At 60.7% G+C, this 17,379-nt stretch carries 19 protein-coding genes; 11 read left to right on the forward strand and 8 right to left on the reverse strand.

Features of this window, described 5'->3' with window-relative positions; translation table 11 throughout:
- Positions 1 to 92 precede the first annotated feature (92 nt).
- Entirely contained in the window at positions 93 to 563 is a 471-nt protein-coding gene (locus BLO80_RS18265) for a MaoC family dehydratase (protein WP_060738857.1), read from the reverse strand.
- Between the two features lie 40 nt (positions 564 to 603).
- Positions 604 to 1,548, reverse strand: a complete 945-nt coding sequence (locus tag BLO80_RS18270; RefSeq protein ID WP_092329083.1) for an alpha/beta hydrolase — start codon at positions 1,546 to 1,548, stop codon at positions 604 to 606.
- Between the two features lie 224 nt (positions 1,549 to 1,772).
- Here BLO80_RS18270 and fadD2 point away from each other — a divergent pair, with 224 nt between their 5' ends.
- Complete coding sequence (gene fadD2 / locus BLO80_RS18275; protein WP_092329081.1) at positions 1,773 to 3,461, forward strand: long-chain-fatty-acid--CoA ligase FadD2; 1,689 nt, start codon at positions 1,773 to 1,775, stop codon at positions 3,459 to 3,461.
- Positions 3,462 to 3,825: 364 nt separating this feature from the next.
- The gene (gene fadD1 / locus BLO80_RS18280; protein WP_092329079.1) at positions 3,826 to 5,517 is read left to right on the forward strand and encodes a long-chain-fatty-acid--CoA ligase FadD1; all 1,692 of its coding nucleotides are present in this window, start codon (positions 3,826 to 3,828) and stop codon (positions 5,515 to 5,517) included.
- A gap of 208 nt (positions 5,518 to 5,725) precedes the next feature.
- On the opposite strand, the gene BLO80_RS18285 is transcribed toward fadD1, so the two are convergent.
- Positions 5,726 to 6,103: a hypothetical protein gene (locus tag BLO80_RS18285; RefSeq protein ID WP_092329077.1), complete on the reverse strand. Its 378-nt coding sequence runs from the start codon at positions 6,101 to 6,103 to the stop codon at positions 5,726 to 5,728.
- 195 nt (positions 6,104 to 6,298) lie between these two features.
- Between BLO80_RS18285 and BLO80_RS18290 the strand changes: the two genes are divergently transcribed.
- From BLO80_RS18290 to def, 3 genes are all read left to right on the forward strand, one after another.
- The gene (locus tag BLO80_RS18290; RefSeq protein WP_060738852.1) at positions 6,299 to 6,490 is read left to right on the forward strand and encodes a CsbD family protein; all 192 of its coding nucleotides are present in this window, start codon (positions 6,299 to 6,301) and stop codon (positions 6,488 to 6,490) included.
- Positions 6,491 to 6,662: 172 nt separating this feature from the next.
- Positions 6,663 to 7,613, forward strand: a complete 951-nt coding sequence (locus tag BLO80_RS18295) for a YihY/virulence factor BrkB family protein (protein WP_060738851.1) — start codon at positions 6,663 to 6,665, stop codon at positions 7,611 to 7,613.
- Positions 7,610 to 8,149 (forward strand): peptide deformylase, encoded by a 540-nt coding sequence (gene def / locus BLO80_RS18300; protein ID WP_092329075.1) that lies wholly within the window; start codon positions 7,610 to 7,612, stop codon positions 8,147 to 8,149. The genes BLO80_RS18295 and def overlap by 4 nt, the downstream gene beginning before the upstream one ends.
- Before the next feature lie 140 nt (positions 8,150 to 8,289).
- On the opposite strand, the gene BLO80_RS18305 is transcribed toward def, so the two are convergent.
- The 3 genes from BLO80_RS18305 to BLO80_RS18315 all read right to left on the reverse strand — a co-directional run bounded on the left by BLO80_RS18305 (position 8,290) and on the right by BLO80_RS18315 (position 10,732).
- Positions 8,290 to 8,697 carry a GNAT family N-acetyltransferase gene (locus BLO80_RS18305; protein ID WP_092329073.1) on the reverse strand — a complete coding sequence of 136 codons (408 nt, stop codon included), beginning with the start codon at positions 8,695 to 8,697 and terminating at the stop codon, positions 8,290 to 8,292.
- A 289-nt stretch (positions 8,698 to 8,986) separates the two neighbouring features.
- Positions 8,987 to 9,541 carry a hypothetical protein gene (locus BLO80_RS18310; RefSeq protein ID WP_092329071.1) on the reverse strand — a complete coding sequence of 185 codons (555 nt, stop codon included), beginning with the start codon at positions 9,539 to 9,541 and terminating at the stop codon, positions 8,987 to 8,989.
- A 159-nt stretch (positions 9,542 to 9,700) separates the two neighbouring features.
- Positions 9,701 to 10,732, reverse strand: a complete 1,032-nt coding sequence (locus BLO80_RS18315) for an HTH-type transcriptional regulator GntR (RefSeq protein ID WP_092329069.1) — start codon at positions 10,730 to 10,732, stop codon at positions 9,701 to 9,703.
- Positions 10,733 to 10,948: 216 nt separating this feature from the next.
- Between BLO80_RS18315 and BLO80_RS18320 the strand changes: the two genes are divergently transcribed.
- Together BLO80_RS18320 and BLO80_RS18325 are read left to right on the forward strand one after the other, a co-directional pair.
- Entirely contained in the window at positions 10,949 to 11,482 is a 534-nt protein-coding gene (locus BLO80_RS18320) for a gluconokinase (protein ID WP_092203878.1), read from the forward strand.
- 90 nt (positions 11,483 to 11,572) lie between these two features.
- Positions 11,573 to 12,925 carry a GntP family permease gene (locus tag BLO80_RS18325; protein ID WP_092329067.1) on the forward strand — a complete coding sequence of 451 codons (1,353 nt, stop codon included), beginning with the start codon at positions 11,573 to 11,575 and terminating at the stop codon, positions 12,923 to 12,925.
- A 167-nt stretch (positions 12,926 to 13,092) separates the two neighbouring features.
- Here the strand turns inward: BLO80_RS18325 and alaC are convergent, their stop codons facing one another.
- Entirely contained in the window at positions 13,093 to 14,310 is a 1,218-nt protein-coding gene (gene alaC / locus BLO80_RS18330) for an alanine transaminase (RefSeq protein ID WP_092329065.1), read from the reverse strand.
- 208 nt (positions 14,311 to 14,518) lie between these two features.
- Here alaC and BLO80_RS18335 point away from each other — a divergent pair, with 208 nt between their 5' ends.
- Both BLO80_RS18335 and BLO80_RS18340 read left to right on the forward strand, forming a co-directional pair.
- Positions 14,519 to 15,181: a LysE family translocator gene (locus tag BLO80_RS18335; protein ID WP_092329063.1), complete on the forward strand. Its 663-nt coding sequence runs from the start codon at positions 14,519 to 14,521 to the stop codon at positions 15,179 to 15,181.
- An 80-nt stretch (positions 15,182 to 15,261) separates the two neighbouring features.
- Entirely contained in the window at positions 15,262 to 15,750 is a 489-nt protein-coding gene (locus BLO80_RS18340) for a GyrI-like domain-containing protein (RefSeq protein WP_092329061.1), read from the forward strand.
- A gap of 136 nt (positions 15,751 to 15,886) precedes the next feature.
- Here BLO80_RS18340 and BLO80_RS18345 read toward each other — a convergent pair whose 3' ends face one another.
- Complete coding sequence (locus BLO80_RS18345; protein ID WP_092329059.1) at positions 15,887 to 16,372, reverse strand: GNAT family N-acetyltransferase; 486 nt, start codon at positions 16,370 to 16,372, stop codon at positions 15,887 to 15,889.
- A 140-nt stretch (positions 16,373 to 16,512) separates the two neighbouring features.
- Between BLO80_RS18345 and BLO80_RS18350 the strand changes: the two genes are divergently transcribed.
- A complete protein-coding gene (locus BLO80_RS18350) occupies positions 16,513 to 16,947 on the forward strand; it encodes a YybH family protein (protein WP_092329261.1) in 435 nt (144 codons plus the stop codon).
- Positions 16,948 to 17,015: 68 nt separating this feature from the next.
- Complete coding sequence (locus BLO80_RS18355) at positions 17,016 to 17,360, forward strand: YciI family protein (protein WP_092329057.1); 345 nt, start codon at positions 17,016 to 17,018, stop codon at positions 17,358 to 17,360.
- The last annotated feature ends 19 nt before the right edge of the window (positions 17,361 to 17,379 follow it).

A 17,379-nucleotide genomic window follows, 5' to 3' on the forward strand; every position in this document is an offset into this window, starting at 1 on the left:
TGCTCGCGATGGCGGCCTGACATTCTCCATCGAGGTCGACTGTCCGACCTCATCGCGAGCAAGCTCGCTCCCACAAAATCACGCAGAAGCTGTTAGCCAATGCTGATCGCCGGCAACGTCGGCAAGGTCACGGTCTGCTGCTTGCGCGGGGCGAGGATTTCGGCTTCGCCGTCCACGACCAGCTCGTCGCGCTGGTTGAACACGCGGGTGGCGATGCGTACGCGAAACTTCGGCATCTTTTCCAGGATTTCCAGGCGCACGGTCAGGGTGTCGCCGATTTTCACCGGTTTCTGAAAGCTCATCTGCTGGCCGATATAGATCGTGCCCGGCCCAGGCAGCTCGCACGCCACCGCCGCGCTGATCAGCGCACCGCTGAACATGCCGTGGGCGATGCGCTCCTTGAACATGCTCGCCGCGGCGAATTCGGCGTCCAGGTGCACCGGGTTGTGATCGCCTGACATCGCTGCGAACAGCTGGATGTCGCGTTCCTCGACGGTCTTGCTGTAGCTGGCGGTCTGGCCGATTTCGAGGGCCTCGTAAGGGGTGTTGGTAACCTGGGTCATCTGTTTCAGATCCTGTGGAGTAAAGGAAAACGCTGCAAGCCTACTCGCTGCGTGGCGGCCGCTTGTGGTCCAGGGCCTGGGCAATCCAGGCCAGCACATCGGCGGTCACTTCATCGCGGTTGGTTTCATTGAACAATTCGTGTCGGGCCTGCGGGTAAATCGTCAATTGCAGGTGCTGGCTGCCGGCGTCGCGCAGGGCACCGGCCAGATCCTTCAGACGCTTGCCTTCGCTCACCGGATCACATTCGCCACCGATCACCAGCAGGGGCAGGCCCGGATCGATCTGGGCGAGATTGGACGCTTTGCTGATTTGCTGCAAGCCGCCGAGCAGGTCGACCCACAGTTGATTGGTGCAGCGAAAGCCGCACAGCGGGTCGTGGACGTACTTGTCGACTTCGCCCGGATCGCGACTGAGCCAGTCGAAGGGGGTACGCGTCGGTTTGAATTTCTTGTTGAAACTGCCGAACGACAGCCACTCGATCAAGGCACTGCGCCCCGCCGCACCCTGGCGCCAGCGTTCGAAGCGGGCGATCAGGCGAGCGCTGCGGTAGAGCGCCACCGGCTGGAAGTTCGAACCGCTGAGAATCGCCCCGTGCAGGCTGGCGCTATGATGCAGCAGGTATCCCTGGGCGATGTAGCTGCCCATGCTGTGGCCCAGCAGCAGGATGGGCGTATCAGGGTGCTGCTGGCCGATGTGATGGTTGAGGCTGGCCAAATCACCCACGACCTTGGCCCAGCCGTCTTCGTCGGCAAAGTGGCCGAGTATCGCTTCCTCGCCGGTCTTGCCATGGCCGCGCAGGTCCATCCCATAGACACCGTAGCCTGCGTCGCACAGCGCCTGGGCCAGGCGGGCGTAGCGGCCGCTGTGTTCGGCCATGCCATGGGCCAGCATGATCACCGCCAACGGGGCGGTTCCGGGCAGCCACTGGTTGACGAACAGGCGGCTATGGTCGGTCGCGGTCAGCCAGAACGTTTGGTGGATCATGGCGATTCCTTTGCACAAAGTCAGACGCAGCGTCGCTGCATTGTATAGCGCATCCGTTGCGTCTCGCCTGATCAGGCCACGCCATGGCAAGAAGATTCACACAATCTATGACGCAGGTTGCCATATTTGCCTGATTGGCCATAGCTGCTAGTGTCCCAAGAGCTCCGCCTCTGCACGCGATACAGAGGCGGCCCGGACATGCTCAGGTAAAGAGGACAAAAACAATGCAGCCTGATTTCTGGAATGACAAACGCCCGGCCGGCGTGCCCTTGGACGTCGACCTGGGGACCTACAAGTCGGTGATCGAGGTGTTCGAGCGTTCCTGCAAGAAATTTGCCGACCGTCCGGCGTTCAGCAACATGGGGGTGACCCTCACCTATGCCGAGCTCGAGCGCTACAGCGCGGCTTTCGCCGGTTACCTGCAAACCCATACCGACCTGGCGCCTGGCGATCGTATCGCGGTGCAGATGCCCAACATCCTGCAGTACCCGATCGCCGTGTTCGGTGCCTTGCGCGCCGGGCTGATCGTGGTCAACACCAACCCGCTGTATACCGCGCGGGAAATGCGTCATCAGTTCAAGGACTCCGGGGCCCGGGCGCTGGTGTACCTGAACATGTTCGGGCAGAAAGTCCAGGAGGTGCTGCCCGATACGGACCTGCAGTACCTGATCGAAGCGAAGATGGGCGACCTGATGCCCACCGCCAAGGGCTGGCTGGTCAACACGATGGTGAGCAAGGTCAAGAAAATGGTCCCGGCCTATTCGCTGCCCCAGGCCATTTCCTTCAAGAGCGCCTTGCGCCTGGGACGCGGCCAGGGCATCAAGCCGCTGAACGTCAGCCTCGACGATATTGCGGTCTTGCAATACACCGGTGGCACCACCGGGTTGGCGAAGGGCGCGATGCTGACCCACGGCAACCTGGTGGCCAACATGCAACAGGCCCGGGCCTGTCTGGGACAGCTGGGCGATGACGGCCAGCCGCTGCTGCGCGAAGGCCAGGAGGTCATGATCGCACCACTGCCGCTGTACCATATCTATGCGTTCACGGCGAACTGCATGTGCATGATGGTGACCGGCAACCACAACGTGCTGATCACCAATCCACGGGACATCGGCGGCTTCATCAAGGAACTGAAGAACTGGCGTTTCTCGTTGCTGCTGGGGCTCAACACGCTGTTCGTGGCGTTGATGGACCATCCGGATTTCAAGACCCTGGATTTTTCCCACCTCAAGGTCACCAACTCCGGTGGCACCGCGCTGATCAAGGCCACCGCCGAGCGCTGGCAGCAGATCACCGGTTGCGGGATTACCGAGGGCTATGGCCTGACCGAAACCTCACCGGTGGCGAGTGCCAATCCGTATGGTGGCAAGTCTCGGCTGGGCACGGTGGGGATGCCGGTGCCCGGTACGCTGATGAAAGTGATCAACGACGATGGCGTCGAGCAGCCCCTGGGCGAGCGCGGCGAGCTGTGCATCAAGGGGCCGCAGATCATGAAAGGCTATTGGAACAAGCCCGAGGCCACGGCCGAAGTGCTGGACAGCGAGGGCTGGTTCAAGTCTGGCGATATCGCGGTGATCGACCCGGACGGGTTCGTGCGCATCGTCGACCGCAAGAAGGACATGATCATCGTCTCGGGTTTCAATGTGTACCCCAACGAGATCGAAGACGTGGTGATGGCCCATCCCAAGGTGGCTAACTGCGCGGTGATCGGCGTGCCGGACGAGCGTTCGGGGGAGGCGGTGAAGTTGTTCGTGGTGGCGCGGGAAACCGGGGTCAGCCTTGAAGAGCTCAAGGCCTATTGCAAGGAGAACTTCACCGGCTACAAGATTCCCAAGCACATCGTGTTGCGGGACTCATTGCCGATGACGCCGGTGGGCAAGATCCTGCGGCGGGAGTTGCGGGATATCGCCTGAGGCGCCTGCCTCATGGAGCGCTGTGGGAGCGAGCTTGCTCGCGATAGCGGTAGGTCAGTGACAGAGATGTTGGCTGATACACCGCCATCGCGAGCAAGCTCGCTCCCACCGTTTTTTATATATTCGGGGTCATTATCCAAAGCTTAGAATTTTTACTCTAAAAATGACCATGAAATATTCATGAGTCATGTTTATGACTGTGGGGGTTGTTTTTGGCTCTAGGCGACCCTTGGCAAAGCTGCTACTCTCGGCGCGCTTTTGTGACTTCTCGGCCTTGATTCAAGCCAGATTCACCAATAAACACACACCAATAATAATCGCATCAAATGCGGTGAGAATTCGCGTTGCTGAGGAGTGGGCTTCCATGATCGAAGACTTTTGGAAGGATAAGTACCCAGCTGGGATTGCTGCCGACATCAATCCAGACGAGTATCCGAATATTCAGGCGGTGTTGAAGCAGTCCTGCCAACGCTTTGCCAACAAGCCGGCATTCAGCAACCTCGGCAAGACGATCACCTACGGTGAGCTCTACGAGTTGTCCGGGGCGTTTGCCGCGTACCTGCAACAGCATACCGATTTACAGCCGGGCGATCGAATCGCCGTGCAGCTGCCCAACGTTCTTCAGTACCCGGTGGCTGTGTTCGGTGCGATCCGTGCCGGGCTGATCGTGGTCAACACCAACCCGTTGTACACCGCGCGGGAAATGGAACACCAGTTCAACGACTCCGGTGCCAAGGCCCTGGTGTGCCTGGCGAACATGGCGCATCTGGCCGAAACCGTGGTACCGAAGACGGGCGTCAAGCACGTCATCGTCACCGAAGTCGCCGACCTGCTGCCGCCGCTCAAGCGCCTGTTGATCAACAGCGTGATCAAGTACGTCAAGAAGATGGTCCCGGCTTATCACTTGCCCAAGGCCGTCAAGTTCAACGACGTGCTGAGCAAAGGCCACGGCCAGCCAGTGAACGAAGCCAACCCCACCAGCGACGATGTGGCCGTGCTGCAATACACCGGCGGCACCACCGGCGTGGCCAAGGGCGCGATGCTCAGCCACCGCAACCTGGTGGCCAACATGCTGCAGTGCAAGGCGCTGATGGGCTCCAACCTCAATGAAGGTTGCGAGGTGTTGATCACGCCACTGCCGCTGTACCACATCTATGCCTTCACCTTTCATTGCATGGCGATGATGCTGATCGGCAACCACAACATCCTGATCAGCAACCCGCGCGATCTCTCGGCGATGGTCAAGGAACTGTCGAAGTGGAAGTTCAGCGGTTTCGTCGGCCTCAATACGCTATTCGTGGCCCTGTGCAACAACGAAGCGTTCCGCAAGCTGGACTTCTCGGCACTGAAAGTCACCCTGTCCGGAGGCATGGCCTTGCAACTGGCCGCGGCCGAGCGCTGGAAAGCGGTGACCGGTTGCCCGATCTGCGAAGGTTATGGCATGACCGAAACCAGCCCGGTGGCCACCGTCAACCCGATCCAGCACATCCAGGTCGGTACCATCGGCATTCCTGTGCCGTCGACACTGTGCAAGGTGATCAATGACGCGGGCGTCGAGCTGCCATTGGGCGAAATCGGCGAGTTGTGCGTAAAAGGCCCGCAGGTGATGAAGGGCTACTGGCAGCGTCAGGAAGCCACCGACGAGATCCTCGACAGCGAAGGTTGGCTCAAGACCGGTGATATCGCGCTGATCCAGCCGGACGGCTACATGCGCATCGTCGATCGCAAGAAGGACATGATCCTGATCTCCGGTTTCAACGTGTACCCCAACGAACTGGAAGACGTGCTGGCAACCCTGCCGGGCGTGCTGCAGTGCGCGGCCATCGGCGTACCGGACGAGAAGTCTGGCGAGGCGATCAAGATTTTCATCGTCGCACGGCCGGGTGTCACGTTGACCAAGGAACAGGTGATGGAACACATGCGTGCCAACGTCACCGGCTACAAGGTGCCCAAGGCCGTGGAGTTCCGCGATGCCTTGCCAACCACCAACGTGGGCAAGATCCTGCGCCGCGAGTTGCGGGATGAAGAACTCAGGAAGTTGGGGTTGAAGAAGTAAGACCGTTACCCATGAAAAGCCCCGCTGATGCGGGGCTTTTTGTTGGCTGCGATTTCCTGGGCAAGAAAGCTTGTGTGGCGAGGGAGCTTGCTCCCGCTGGACGCGCAGCGGCCCCTTGTGGTGTGTCCGTCAGATCGAAGGGGGCTGCTGCGCAGCCCAGCGGGAGCAAGCTCCCTCGCCACAGGGAACCGGTGCTTGTCGGGTCCGGTTACAACCGGAACTGCGCAAAATCCAGGTTGGTGCCACCCGGCCGCATGTCCTGCAGGTAGGCGTCCTTGTCGGCGCTCAGTTCCAGGCTCAGGGCTGCCTTGCGTTTGCCCTGGTTGCGCACTTCCAGGCCTTCCATTTTTTCCCGCAGGAACACGGTCGGCACCTTCAAGTGCAGCAGCTCATCGGTGGCCGGCGTGTGCAGCAGCAGGTGGATCCATTCGTACTGACCGATGGCCAGGCGCGCCACCGGGATATCGAACCAGAAGATGTTGCGGTTGCGGTTCAATTCGCTGAAATGGCAATTGTTGACGCCCAGGACGGCGGCGCCCAGTTCCTGGTTCCTGCGGGCGATGGCCTGCTTTTTATCGAGTTTCATAACGTTCCTACGGGGTTGGAGCTTCAAGCCACAGCCTGAATACGTGGGGCATTCTCGGGGGTTGATCGACAAACATAAAGTGCAACCTGCATTCGACGCTGAAATGTGTCGCTGAAAAAAATGAAACTCCCGGCAAACGGCCTCGGTCAACCCTTGGTAAGGACTTTTCGTACCGTTGTTCACAGGAGAGACATCATGGGTAGCACGAGCGATAAAGTGAAGGGCGTTGCCAACGAAGCCGTTGGCAACATCAAGCAAGGCGTCGGCAAGGCCACCGACAATGACCGCATGCGCGCCGAGGGCGTGGTCCAGGAGAAAAAAGGCGAGGCCCAACAAGCCGTGGGCAAGGCCAAGGATGCGGTCAAGAAAGGCGTCGACAAGGCCTAACCCGCCTGTAGCAAAGCCAATGGAACGGTCATCCGCGGATGGCCGTTTTCATGTCGGCTCGAACTTGCACCGGGGAAACTGTTCCAAAGTCGCCAAACAGGTTACTTGTCTTGTATAACAACCCCATGAGTCGCCAGGCGACCTTCCTTTTTTGCGGCGAAAGGAGACGCACATGATGTTTCCGGCCTTGAAAGGCTTACCTTTGCATCGTGTGATGATGCGTACCGTGACCGAGTTCGTCGACGACGAGATGTCGACCTACGCCTCGGCACTGGCCTACCAGATGCTGTTTTCGCTGTTTCCGTTCATTCTCTTCCTGATTGCCTTGATCGGTTTCCTGCACCTGCCGGACTTCTTCTCCTGGCTGCGCCTGCAATCGGAGCTGGTGCTGCCGCCCCAGGCCCTGGAGCAGGTCAACCCGGTGATCGACCAGCTCCAGCAGTCCAAGGGTGGGTTGCTGTCCGTGGGTATCGTCATCGCCTTGTGGACCGCTTCGGCGGGCGTGCGGCTGATGATGAGCGCGATGAACGCCGCCTACGATGTGGTGGAAGGCCGTCCGGCCTGGAAGCGCTTCCCGCTGTCGATTTTCTACACGGTCGGCATTGCCGGCATGCTGTTGGCCGCTGCGGCGTTGATGGTGCTCGGGCCGCAGGTGATGGGTTGGATCGCGGCCCAAGTCGGCCTGGAGGAGTTCATCGTCACGCTCTGGACGATCGTGCGCTGGCCGGTGATCGTGTTCTTGCTGATGGTGGCCGTGGCGCTGATCTATTACGTGATGCCCGACGTCAAGCAGGAGTTTCGCTTCATCACGCCGGGGTCGGTGCTGGCGGTGGTGGTGTGGATCATCGCTTCCCTGGGGTTCGCGTTTTACGTCAAGACCTTTGCCAACTACAACGCCATGTATGGCAGCATCGGTGCGATCATCGTGTTGTTGCTGTATTTCTATATTTCCTCGGCGGTGCTGTTGCTCGGCGCGGAAATGAATGCGGTGATCGAGCACATGTCCACCGAGGGCAAGAACCCGGGTGAAAAGAGCGCGGGCGAGCACGAAAAACAGCATGTGTCGGGCCTGGGGCGCGACCATTCCATCCCTCAAACCCACCCTGACGAAGCCCGACCATGATCCGTGAAATCCTGAAAATGGGCGACGAACGCCTGCTGCGCATTGCCCCGCCGGTGCCCGCCGAAATGTTCGACAGCCCGGAATTGTGGCAATTGATCGACGACATGTTCCAGACCATGGAAAGCGTCGGCGGCGTCGGCCTGGCAGCGCCGCAGATCGGCATCGACCTGCAACTGGTGATCTTCGGCTTCGAGCACAGCGAGCGTTACCCCGACGCCGAGGCGGTGCCCCAGACCATCCTGATCAACCCGCTGATCACCCCCCTGGGCCCGCAGATGGAAGAGGGCTTCGAAGGTTGCCTGTCGGTGCCGGGCCTGCGCGGTGCGGTGGAGCGCTACCAACACATCCGCTATGAAGGCTTCGATCCCAAGGGCGAGCCGATCGTGCGTTACGCCTCGGGCTTTCATGCGCGAGTGGTGCAACATGAATGCGATCACCTGATCGGGCGCTTGTACCCGTCGCGCATCACTGACTTCAGCAAGTTCGGCTTTACCGAAGTGATGTTCCCGGACCTGGACCCGGCTGCAGACGACTGATTGCCGGACACAAAACCCTGTGGGAGCGGGCTTGCTCGCGAAAGCGGTAGGTCAGTTTGCATGGATGTTGAATGTGCCGCCGTCTTCGCGAGCAAGCCCGCTCCCACATGAGATCTGTATTGCATTCCAGGTCAGGGTATTTAGCTCAACCCCATCGCAATCATCGGCTTGCTGCGGGCATACCGACTCAGGCGTTCGGCCATCGCATAGGGCAGCTCAGGGTCGAAGCTGAAACCACGCCGCTCATAAAAGCCGCGCAAGTCCGGGTGGCAGAACAGCCACACCGGCTTGTCCACACCGTTCACCGCTTCGGCGATCAATCGCGCGGCTATGCCCTGGACGCGGTACGCCGGGTCGACGAACAACCCCGTCAACCAATGCCCCCCCGACACTGGCCGCAAGCACAGGGCGGCGACGATCTCATCGCGCCGTGCCACCCACAGCTGCGCGTCACGCACCGCTTTCATCGAGGATTGGTGAGCGCGATAGAACTTGTTCATCAGCGGCCAAAGCGATGCTTCTAGTGCTGCGTAATGGATTTCGGACATGGTTGGGTCGTGGCGCAGAAGGGGGAGGCAATTATAAAAGAACGTGAGTGCGGCGATAGGTGTATACCTGACTTCACATCCCGTATGACTGGAGTACGTATCATGGCCAAAGGCATGGATTCAAAAAAAGCGGCAAAGAAAAAACCGGCGAAGACTGCCGATGAGAAGCGCGCCGACAAAAAAACCAAGAAGGTGAACCTGTTCGGTCATTGAGCCGGTACCGCTTCGGCGGGCCTGAGGTTTGAGCTGGGCGGTCGCCCAGCTCAAACGCTTCGTGATGTGCCGAGGCTCAAAGCGAGGCGAGAAACATGTCCGTGGCCGAGGCTTTGTCGCCCGTGCGGCTCTCCTGGGCCTTTTCCACTTGGGCCATCGCCGACTTGTCCTGCATGCGCTGGGCAATCTCCTGGTTGACCGCCATCTGCTTCTCGGGCGGCATCGCCTCGAACTCTTCCTCGGTAATGCCCATCTCTTCGAGAATGCTGTCGCGCAGGCGCTCTTCGGGCGTCTTGCTCATGTAGTCCTTGAACTGCGCCGTGGCGGAGCCGCCCAGTGCCGTGGTTTCTTCAGGCATTGATGAAACCACGGTCTGCAGTTGCACGCGCGTCTTGGCGAACGCTTCATCCACCTTGTCGCTGATGGCGGTGGCGGCATTGACCTGTTGCGTGGCTCGTTGGGTGAAGGAGTCCTGGACCTGGGCACTGCCCTGGCTGGCCTGGGCCTGGACGTTATCGCGCAACGCCTGCAACGCGGCGCTTTGCAGGCCGCTGGCGGCTTCGGCGGTGGGATCCTCGCCCGGGCGTTTGAGTGGCAAGACCATCGCTTGCTGTTTGGCACTGACCAACATGATGAACACCTGTAGGTAATGGCTGAGCGATGGGCAGGAGCAATTCCCATGCCGCCTGCGCGATGGCCGTATTCCGAGGGGTGTGGACAAGTGCGCGACGAGGGGGGCGGCCAACCCTTGCCGTTTGACGGCATGGATCGACCGCCTGAGCATGGCGCTTCAGGTGCTTTCGCGAACCTTGAGCTCGAAACCCATGTCCACCACCGGCTGCGCGATGCGGTTGCCGGCCATCAGCGTCAGCATCTGTTCGGCGGCGCGGCGACCGATGGCTTCCCGTGGGGTGCTGATGCTGCTCAGGCGCGGCACCATGTGGGCCGAGGCGGGCAGGTCGTTGAAACCGAGGATCGACACCCGCTCGGGGATCTTGATGCCGCAGCGCAATGCTTCGAGCAGGGCGCCATGGGCCAGGTCGTCGTTGCCGAAGAAGATCGCATCAACGTCCGGGTGACTGGCCAGCAGTTGCAGGAACAGCTCGCCGCCCAGGCCTACCGATGATGGACGCGGCGTCAGTACTTCCAGGTCCGGGTCGTACAACCCGACGTTCTGCAAGGCACGCCGGAAACCCTCGCCGCGCAGCAGGGTGCGCTGGTCCAGTTGCGCGCCGATGTAGGCCAGGCGCTTGCGGCCCTTGGAAATCAGGTGCTCGGCCGCCGTTTCGCCAGCCTTGAGCTGGGAAAAACCGACGCAGTTGAGCCCGGCACCGGGGTCCAGTTCCATCATGTACACGCACGGTATGTTGCTGGCCTCGATCATGCGCCGGGCGCTTTCGGTGCGGTCGAAACCGGTCAGCAGCAGACCCCGTGGCTGATAGGCCATGTAGTTGCGCAACAGGTCTTCTTCCTCGTCCCGGGAGTAGTGGTAGTTGCCGATCACCACTTCGAACCCCTTGGGCCGCAGCACCCGATGGATGGCTTCCAGGGTGTCGATGAACAACAGGTTGGACAATGACGGCACCAGCACCACCACCGAATGGCTCTGGGCCGAAGCCAGGGCGCGGGCGGCGGGATTGACGACGTAGTTGAGTTCCACGGCGGCCTGGCGGACTTTTTCCACCAGTTCCGAGGCGACGGTGCTGACGCCACGCAGGGCACGGGAGGCGGTGATAGGGCTGACACCGGCCAGGCGTGCGACTTCGTTGAGCGTGGGGCGACCGGTGGTGCGAGGATTCTTATCGTTTTTAGGGGCGGTCATCAGGGCGGCTTGCCAAACAAAAATCAAGGCACTAAGGTAGCGCTGTCTCGACGCCGCTGCAAATGCGTGAGCGGGGGTTGCCTGATCCCCCGTCCGTGGGTGTCGTGAACGAACATGCTGCAACCACAAAAATGACAAGAAGGCGTCGGCAACTTCTGCTTTTGCTGCGGTGTCATAACTGGCAAAGGTAGCGCTGTCTGCGCGCTGAGGTGTTACATGAACAATCCCATCTCCGCCCTGGTCATCATGGGCGTTGCCGGTTGCGGCAAAACGTGCGTCAGCCAGGCCCTGTGCCAACTGAGCGGCGCCACCGCCATCGAAGGCGACACGTTCCACCCCGCGGCCAACATCCAGAAGATGAGCGCCGGTATCCCCTTGAACGACGACGACCGTGCCGGCTGGCTCGACAGCCTGTGCGACGAGTTGCGCCGTGTCGATGCCACGGGCGAGCGCCCGGTGCTGACCTGCTCGGCCCTCAAGCACAGTTATCGTGAGCGTCTGCGCAGCGCCTTGCCCGGCCTGGGCTTCGTATTCCTTGAATTGACCCCCGAAGTGGCCGCCGACCGCGTTTCCCATCGTCCCGGCCATTTCATGCCGTCGACCTTGATCGACAGTCAGTTCGCCACCCTTGAATCCCCTGTCGGCGAGCCCCTGACCCTGGCTCTGGACGCGTCCAGCCACAGCGTTGATGAACTGGCACAGCAGGCTTACGTCTGGTGGTTGGCTCACGGTTTGAAGCTGGCCAGCTGAGTTTCAAAAATTTGCGTCAGAAAGATAGCGCTGTCCCGACGACTCATAAATAACTGCTTCAATAACAACAACAAATCAGGAGACACCTCCATGTTCGGCATGTCCCACGAGACGTTTCTACTGCTTGATGCAGTGGTCACGGTGATCGGACTCATCGTCCTCATCACCAAGTTCAAATTCCATCCGTTCATTGCGCTGACCATCGCCGCCGCGTTCCTCGGCCTGACGTCGGGCATGCCGACCGGCACCATCATCAAGGCGTTCCAGGACGGCTTCGGTGGCGTGTTGGGCTTTGTCGGCATCATCCTGGCGCTGGGCACGATGCTCGGCAAAATGATGGCCGAGTCGGGCGGGGCCGATCAGATCGCCCAGACCCTGATCCGCGCCTTCGGCAAGGACAAGGTGCAGTGGGCGATGATGTTCGCCGCGTTCCTGGTGGGCATCCCGCTGTTCTTCGAAATCGGCTTCGTGCTGCTGATCCCGCTGGTGTTCATCGTTGCGCGCCGCACCGGCGTGTCGATCATCAAGATCGGTATCCCGCTGCTGGCCGGTCTTTCCGCGGTCCACGGCCTGGTGCCGCCGCACCCGGGGCCGTTGCTGGCGATTGGCGTGTTTGGCGCCGACATCGGCAAGACCATTCTCTATGGCCTGATCGTCGCGCTGCCGACTGCCATCATTGCCGGCCCGATCTTCGGTACGTTCATTGCCAAGCACATCCCCGGCCATCCGAACCAGGAACTGGTGGACCAACTGGCCCGCGAAACGAGCGCCGCCGAGCTGCCAAGTTTCAGCATCACCCTGGTCACCGTGCTGTCGCCGGTGTTCCTGATGCTGCTCAAGACCTTCGCTGACGTGGCGCTGCCGGACGGCAACCTCTTCCGCGCCTGGATGGACATGATCGGTCACCCGATCTCGGCTTTGCTGCTGGCGTTGTTGCTGTCGCTGTACACCTTCGGCTACAAGCAGGGCATCGGTTCCAGCCAGATGCTCAAATGGCTGGACGCCAGCCTTGCGCCGACTGCCGCGATCATCCTGATCATCGGTGCCGGTGGTGGCTTCAAGCAGATGCTGGTCACCAGCGGCGTGGGCGATGTGATCGGGCACATGGCGGTGAGTGCGCAGATCTCGCCGATCCTGCTGGCGTGGCTGGTGGCCGCGGTGATCCGTATCGCCACAGGTTCGGCGACGGTGGCGACCATTACCGGTGCCGGTATCGTGGTGCCGGTGGTGGGGATGATGCCGGGGGTGAACCGTGAGCTGCTGGTGCTGGCGACCGGTGCCGGTTCGTTGATCCTGTCCCACGTCAACGATGCGGGTTTCTGGCTGGTCAAGCAGTACTTCAACATGACCGTGGCCGAGACGTTCAAGACCTGGACCGCGATGGAAACCATCCTGTCGGTGGTGGGGTTGATCTTTATCCTGCTGCTGTCGCTGGTGGTCTAACCGACAACCTATAACCCCTTGTGGGAGCGAGCTTGCTCGCGATAGCGGGCTTACAGTCGATACTTGGCTGACTGCTGTACCGCTATCGCGAGCAAGCTTGCTCCCACACTGGTTTCGGGTGCTCAGTAGAGCCAGGGCGGGAGCCACCCCCCGCCGCTGGTTTTAGGTCAGGCGTTAGGTTTGCTTACCAACCCATCCGCCCTGAACATCCCACGGATCCCACGCACCGCCTGGCGAATCCGGTCCTGGTTCTCGATCAGCGCAAAGCGCACGTGATCATCCCCATACTCCCCGAACCCCACCCCCGGCGAGACACAGACCCTGGCCTCGGCCAGCAGCTTCTTGGCGAACTCCAGCGAGCCCAGGTGCGCATAGGCCTCGGGGATCTTGGCCCAGACGTACATCGACGCCTTGGGGTTTTCCACCATCCAGCCCAGTTCATGCAGCCCCTTGACCAGCACATTGCGGCGCTGGCGGTACTGCTCGGCGATGTCGCGCACGCATTGCTGGTCGCCTTCAAGGGCGGCGATGGCGGCCACTTGCAGCGGAGTGAAGGTGCCGTAGTCGTGGTAGCTCTTGATCCGCGCCAGGGCGTTGACCAGTTCCGGGTTGCCCACCATGAAGCCGATGCGCCAGCCGGCCATGTTGTAGCTCTTGGACAGGGTGAAGAACTCCACCGCGATGTCTTTCGCGCCCGGCACTTGCATGATCGACGGGGCTTTCCAGCCGTCATACACGATGTCGGCGTAGGCCAGGTCGTGGATCACCAGCACGTCGTACTGCTTGGCCAGGGCGATGACCCGCTCGAAGAAGTCCAGCTCCACGCACTGGGCGGTGGGGTTGGATGGGAAGCCGAGGATCATCATCTTCGGCTTGGGGATCGAACCGCGAATGGCCCGCTCCAGTTCGTCGAAGAAATCCACCCCTGGCACCAACGGCACCGAGCGTACCTGGGCGCCAGCGATCACTGCGCCGTAGATGTGGATCGGATAGCTGGGGTTGGGCACCAGCACCGTGTCGCCCTGGTCCAGGGTGGCCAGCATCAGGTGGGCCAGGCCCTCCTTGGAACCGATGGTGACAATGGCTTCGGTTTCCGGGTCGATGTCCACCTCATAGCGGTCCTTGTACCAGCGCGAAATGGCGCGGCGCAGGCGCGGGATGCCTTTGGAGGTGGAATAACCGTGGGTGTCTTCGCGCTGGGCGACGGTGACCAGTTTTTCCACGATGTGTGGAGGCGTGGCGCCGTCGGGATTACCCATGCTCAAGTCGATGATGTCTTCGCCGCGCCGACGCGCAGCCATCTTCAGCTCGGCAGTGATATTGAATACATACGGGGGGAGTCGATCGATGCGCGCAAAGCGGCGCGGCGAACCTTGTTCGGCCATTGTTGCCTCGAGATACGTGAGCGCCCGGAACCGTCCGAGCGACGTTGGCCACTGCGGTGGCCTGCGGCGCAAGATAATCGGGCGGATGTCGGATTGTCCAGTAGCCGCGGCGAACTATTTTCGACGACACTGTCGCCCTGGCCGCGGCGCCATCGATGGTCGCAGCGGTTTGTTGAACCTGTCTCACCCAATCCTGATGGAACGAATGATGGAATTTTCCAGCGGCTTCCTGCTGAGCCTTTCGCTGTGCCTGGACATTGGCGTGGCCAATATCGCGATGATTACCCTGGCGATGCAGCGCGGCTATTTCCAGGGGTTCGCCCTGGGCCTGGGCACCTGCGTGGGCGATCTGATCTATGCCGTCCTGGCCTTGGCCGGCATGACCGTGCTGCTGCAATACGAAGCGGTGCGCTGGGTGCTGTGGGTCGGCGGCTCGGTGCTGTTGCTGTACTTCGCGGCCAAGATGATCCACTCGGCGATCTATCACAGCGCGGTACTGGCCGAGGCCGGTGAAGTGCAGGGCAACTCTTCGCGCCAGGAGTTCTTGCGCGGGATTTTCCTGGCCATGTCATCGCCCAGTGCCATCCTCTGGTTCGCGGCGGTGGGCGGTACGCTGATCGCCCGTTCGGGCGGCGGAACCTTGCTCAGCTCGGCGCTGTTTCTCAGTGGTTTTCTCTGCGCCGGGCTGCTGTGGTGCGCGGCCTTGTGCCTGGCGGCGACCCAGGGCGGCAAACTGTTGGGGGATAAATTGTTGCGTTATTCCTATTGGGCATCCGCCGCGATCTTCTGTTATTTCGCGGTGTACGTGATTGTTTCTGGCTACAACGAGTTTGTAGGAAGCGCCGTCGCCGGGGCTCTGCCTGGCATCTGATAAGCGAAACGGCCCTGGCAATCACGGTTTGGCTTCTATACTGCCAAACCCGACTTCACGTTTTGCTGGAGTGTTGCCGCATGGAAAAGCCCAAACGCGATTGCACAGCCGTACCACGCTTTGAACAGGGACGTTTTCAGCTCATTGCTGGCTTTGGTGCTCGGTTTACCCAGGACACCGCCCAAGACATCCCTTTGCTCTGGGAAAAGTTCCTGCCCTGGCTCGGCAAGGTGCCAGGGCAGAAAGATGAAGTGACCTACGGTGTGTGTTGCAACCCGGACGGGAAGGGTGGGTTCGAATACATCGCCGGCGTGGAAATCAGCCGGCTCGATGATTTGCCGGAGCAATACCGCTGGATCGAAATCCAGCCAGGCCATTACGCGGTCTTCGAACACACCGGGCCCTTGAAAAAGCTGCCGGATACGTTTCAGTACATCTGGAAAGAATGGCTGCCCCATTCCGGTTACGAAGCGGCGGATGAGCCTGAATTCGAGCGCTACAGCGAAGACTTCAACCCCAGGACCGGCCAAGGCACCCTGGAGATCTGGATTCCGCTCAAGCCAAGCTGATCGTCGCAGGTCCCCCTGTGGGAGCGAGCCTGCTCGCGATAGCGTCAGGTCAGCCACTTTGATGTTGACTGAAACACCGCTATCGCGAGCAAGCTCGCTCCCACATTCAGCGCCTATCGATCATTGATTCTGTTTGTCAGAACAGCAACCCCATCCGCCGCTCATAACCGATGCGGCCCTTGTAGGCCTCGCCACTGTCGACCCAACCCATTCGGGTGTACAAGCCGATGGCCGAGTCATTCTCGGCGTCGACCGAAAGCTCCAATCCACGGATCTCCGGCCAGGCGGCCCGCGCCACGGCGGGCAGCGCCTCCAGGCACGCCTTGCCATAACCTCGGCCCTGGGCCCGGTGGTCGACTTGCAGGGCATGCAAGGTGGCGCTGTGTTCGTTGGCCCAGGCGGGCAGTGCCGGCGGGCGCTTGAGCAGCAGGAAGGCCACTGGCACCTCCTCAGCCAATAGCGCAAAGCCTTTGACCCCCGGGCCGGGCCGGGACAGCAGCATGTGCAGGGCGCCATGGATATCGCCGGAGAACTTGATCTGTTCGGGGTGGAGTTCGATAGCGCTGACTTGTTCGCGTTGCAGCGCGGTCAGGTCTTCGTAGGGGGTGAGTTGAGCGGTCACAGAAACGTCCAATGTTGCCGGCAGAATAAGACTGGGATTCTAGCCAATTTTTCTCCTTGAATTATTTTTGTTGGATGGTCGATTCGCTGTTTCTCCAAACGACAAAGGGTGTCTTCAACAAAAAACTGCGGAGAATCACCATGAATACCCAAACCACTGAAACCGAAATCCAGGCCCTGATCGACACCTATCGTCAAGCCGTGATGGCCAAGGACGTCGAACAAGTCATGGCGCTCTATGACGAGAACATTGTCTCGTTCGATGCCATCCAGGCCCTGCAATTCAAGGGCAAAAGCGCTTACCGGGCCCATTGGCAAGCCTGCATGGAAATGTGCCCCGGCCCGCACAAGTTCGACTTTCATCAGGTCAAGATCACCCCGGCCGACAACATCGCCTTCGCCCACTGGTTGGCCTATTGCGGTGGTACCAACGAAAAAGGCGAGGAACAGGCCTGCTGGATGCGTGTGACAGCCTGCTACCAGCGTGTAGCCGGACAATGGCGGATCGTCCATGAACATTGGTCCGCTCCGTTCGACCCGATGGCCGGGACGGCGCTGTTCGACCTGCAACCCTGATCGTCGGTTTTTTTCGCCGAGCGTCATTCTGCCGTCCATAGTTGATCAGTCCGAACACGGAGCCTTCCATGAAGTACCTATGCCTGGTGTATAGCAACGAACAGACGCTGCACGACTCGCCCGACAGCCCGGAGGACGCCGAGTGCATGGCCTATGCCGAATCGATCCAGGGCAGTGGGCGCATGCTGGCCGCCGAAGCCCTGGAGTCGGTACAGACCGCTACCACGGTGCGCATGCGTGGCGGCAAGCTGTCGATCACCGACGGCCCGTTCGCTGAAACCAAGGAGCAGCTGGCGGGCTTCTACCTGATCGACGCCAAGGACCTCAACGAAGCCATCCAGGTCGCCGGCCATATCCCGGCGGCCCGGGTCGGCTGCGTTGAAGTGCGACCGGTACGCCAACTGAACCCCTGAACAACAAGCACAAACAGGA

Origin of the sequence: Pseudomonas sp. NFACC56-3, assembly GCF_900100025.1 — a bacterium.
GTDB lineage: Bacteria > Pseudomonadota > Gammaproteobacteria > Pseudomonadales > Pseudomonadaceae > Aquipseudomonas > Aquipseudomonas fluorescens_AA.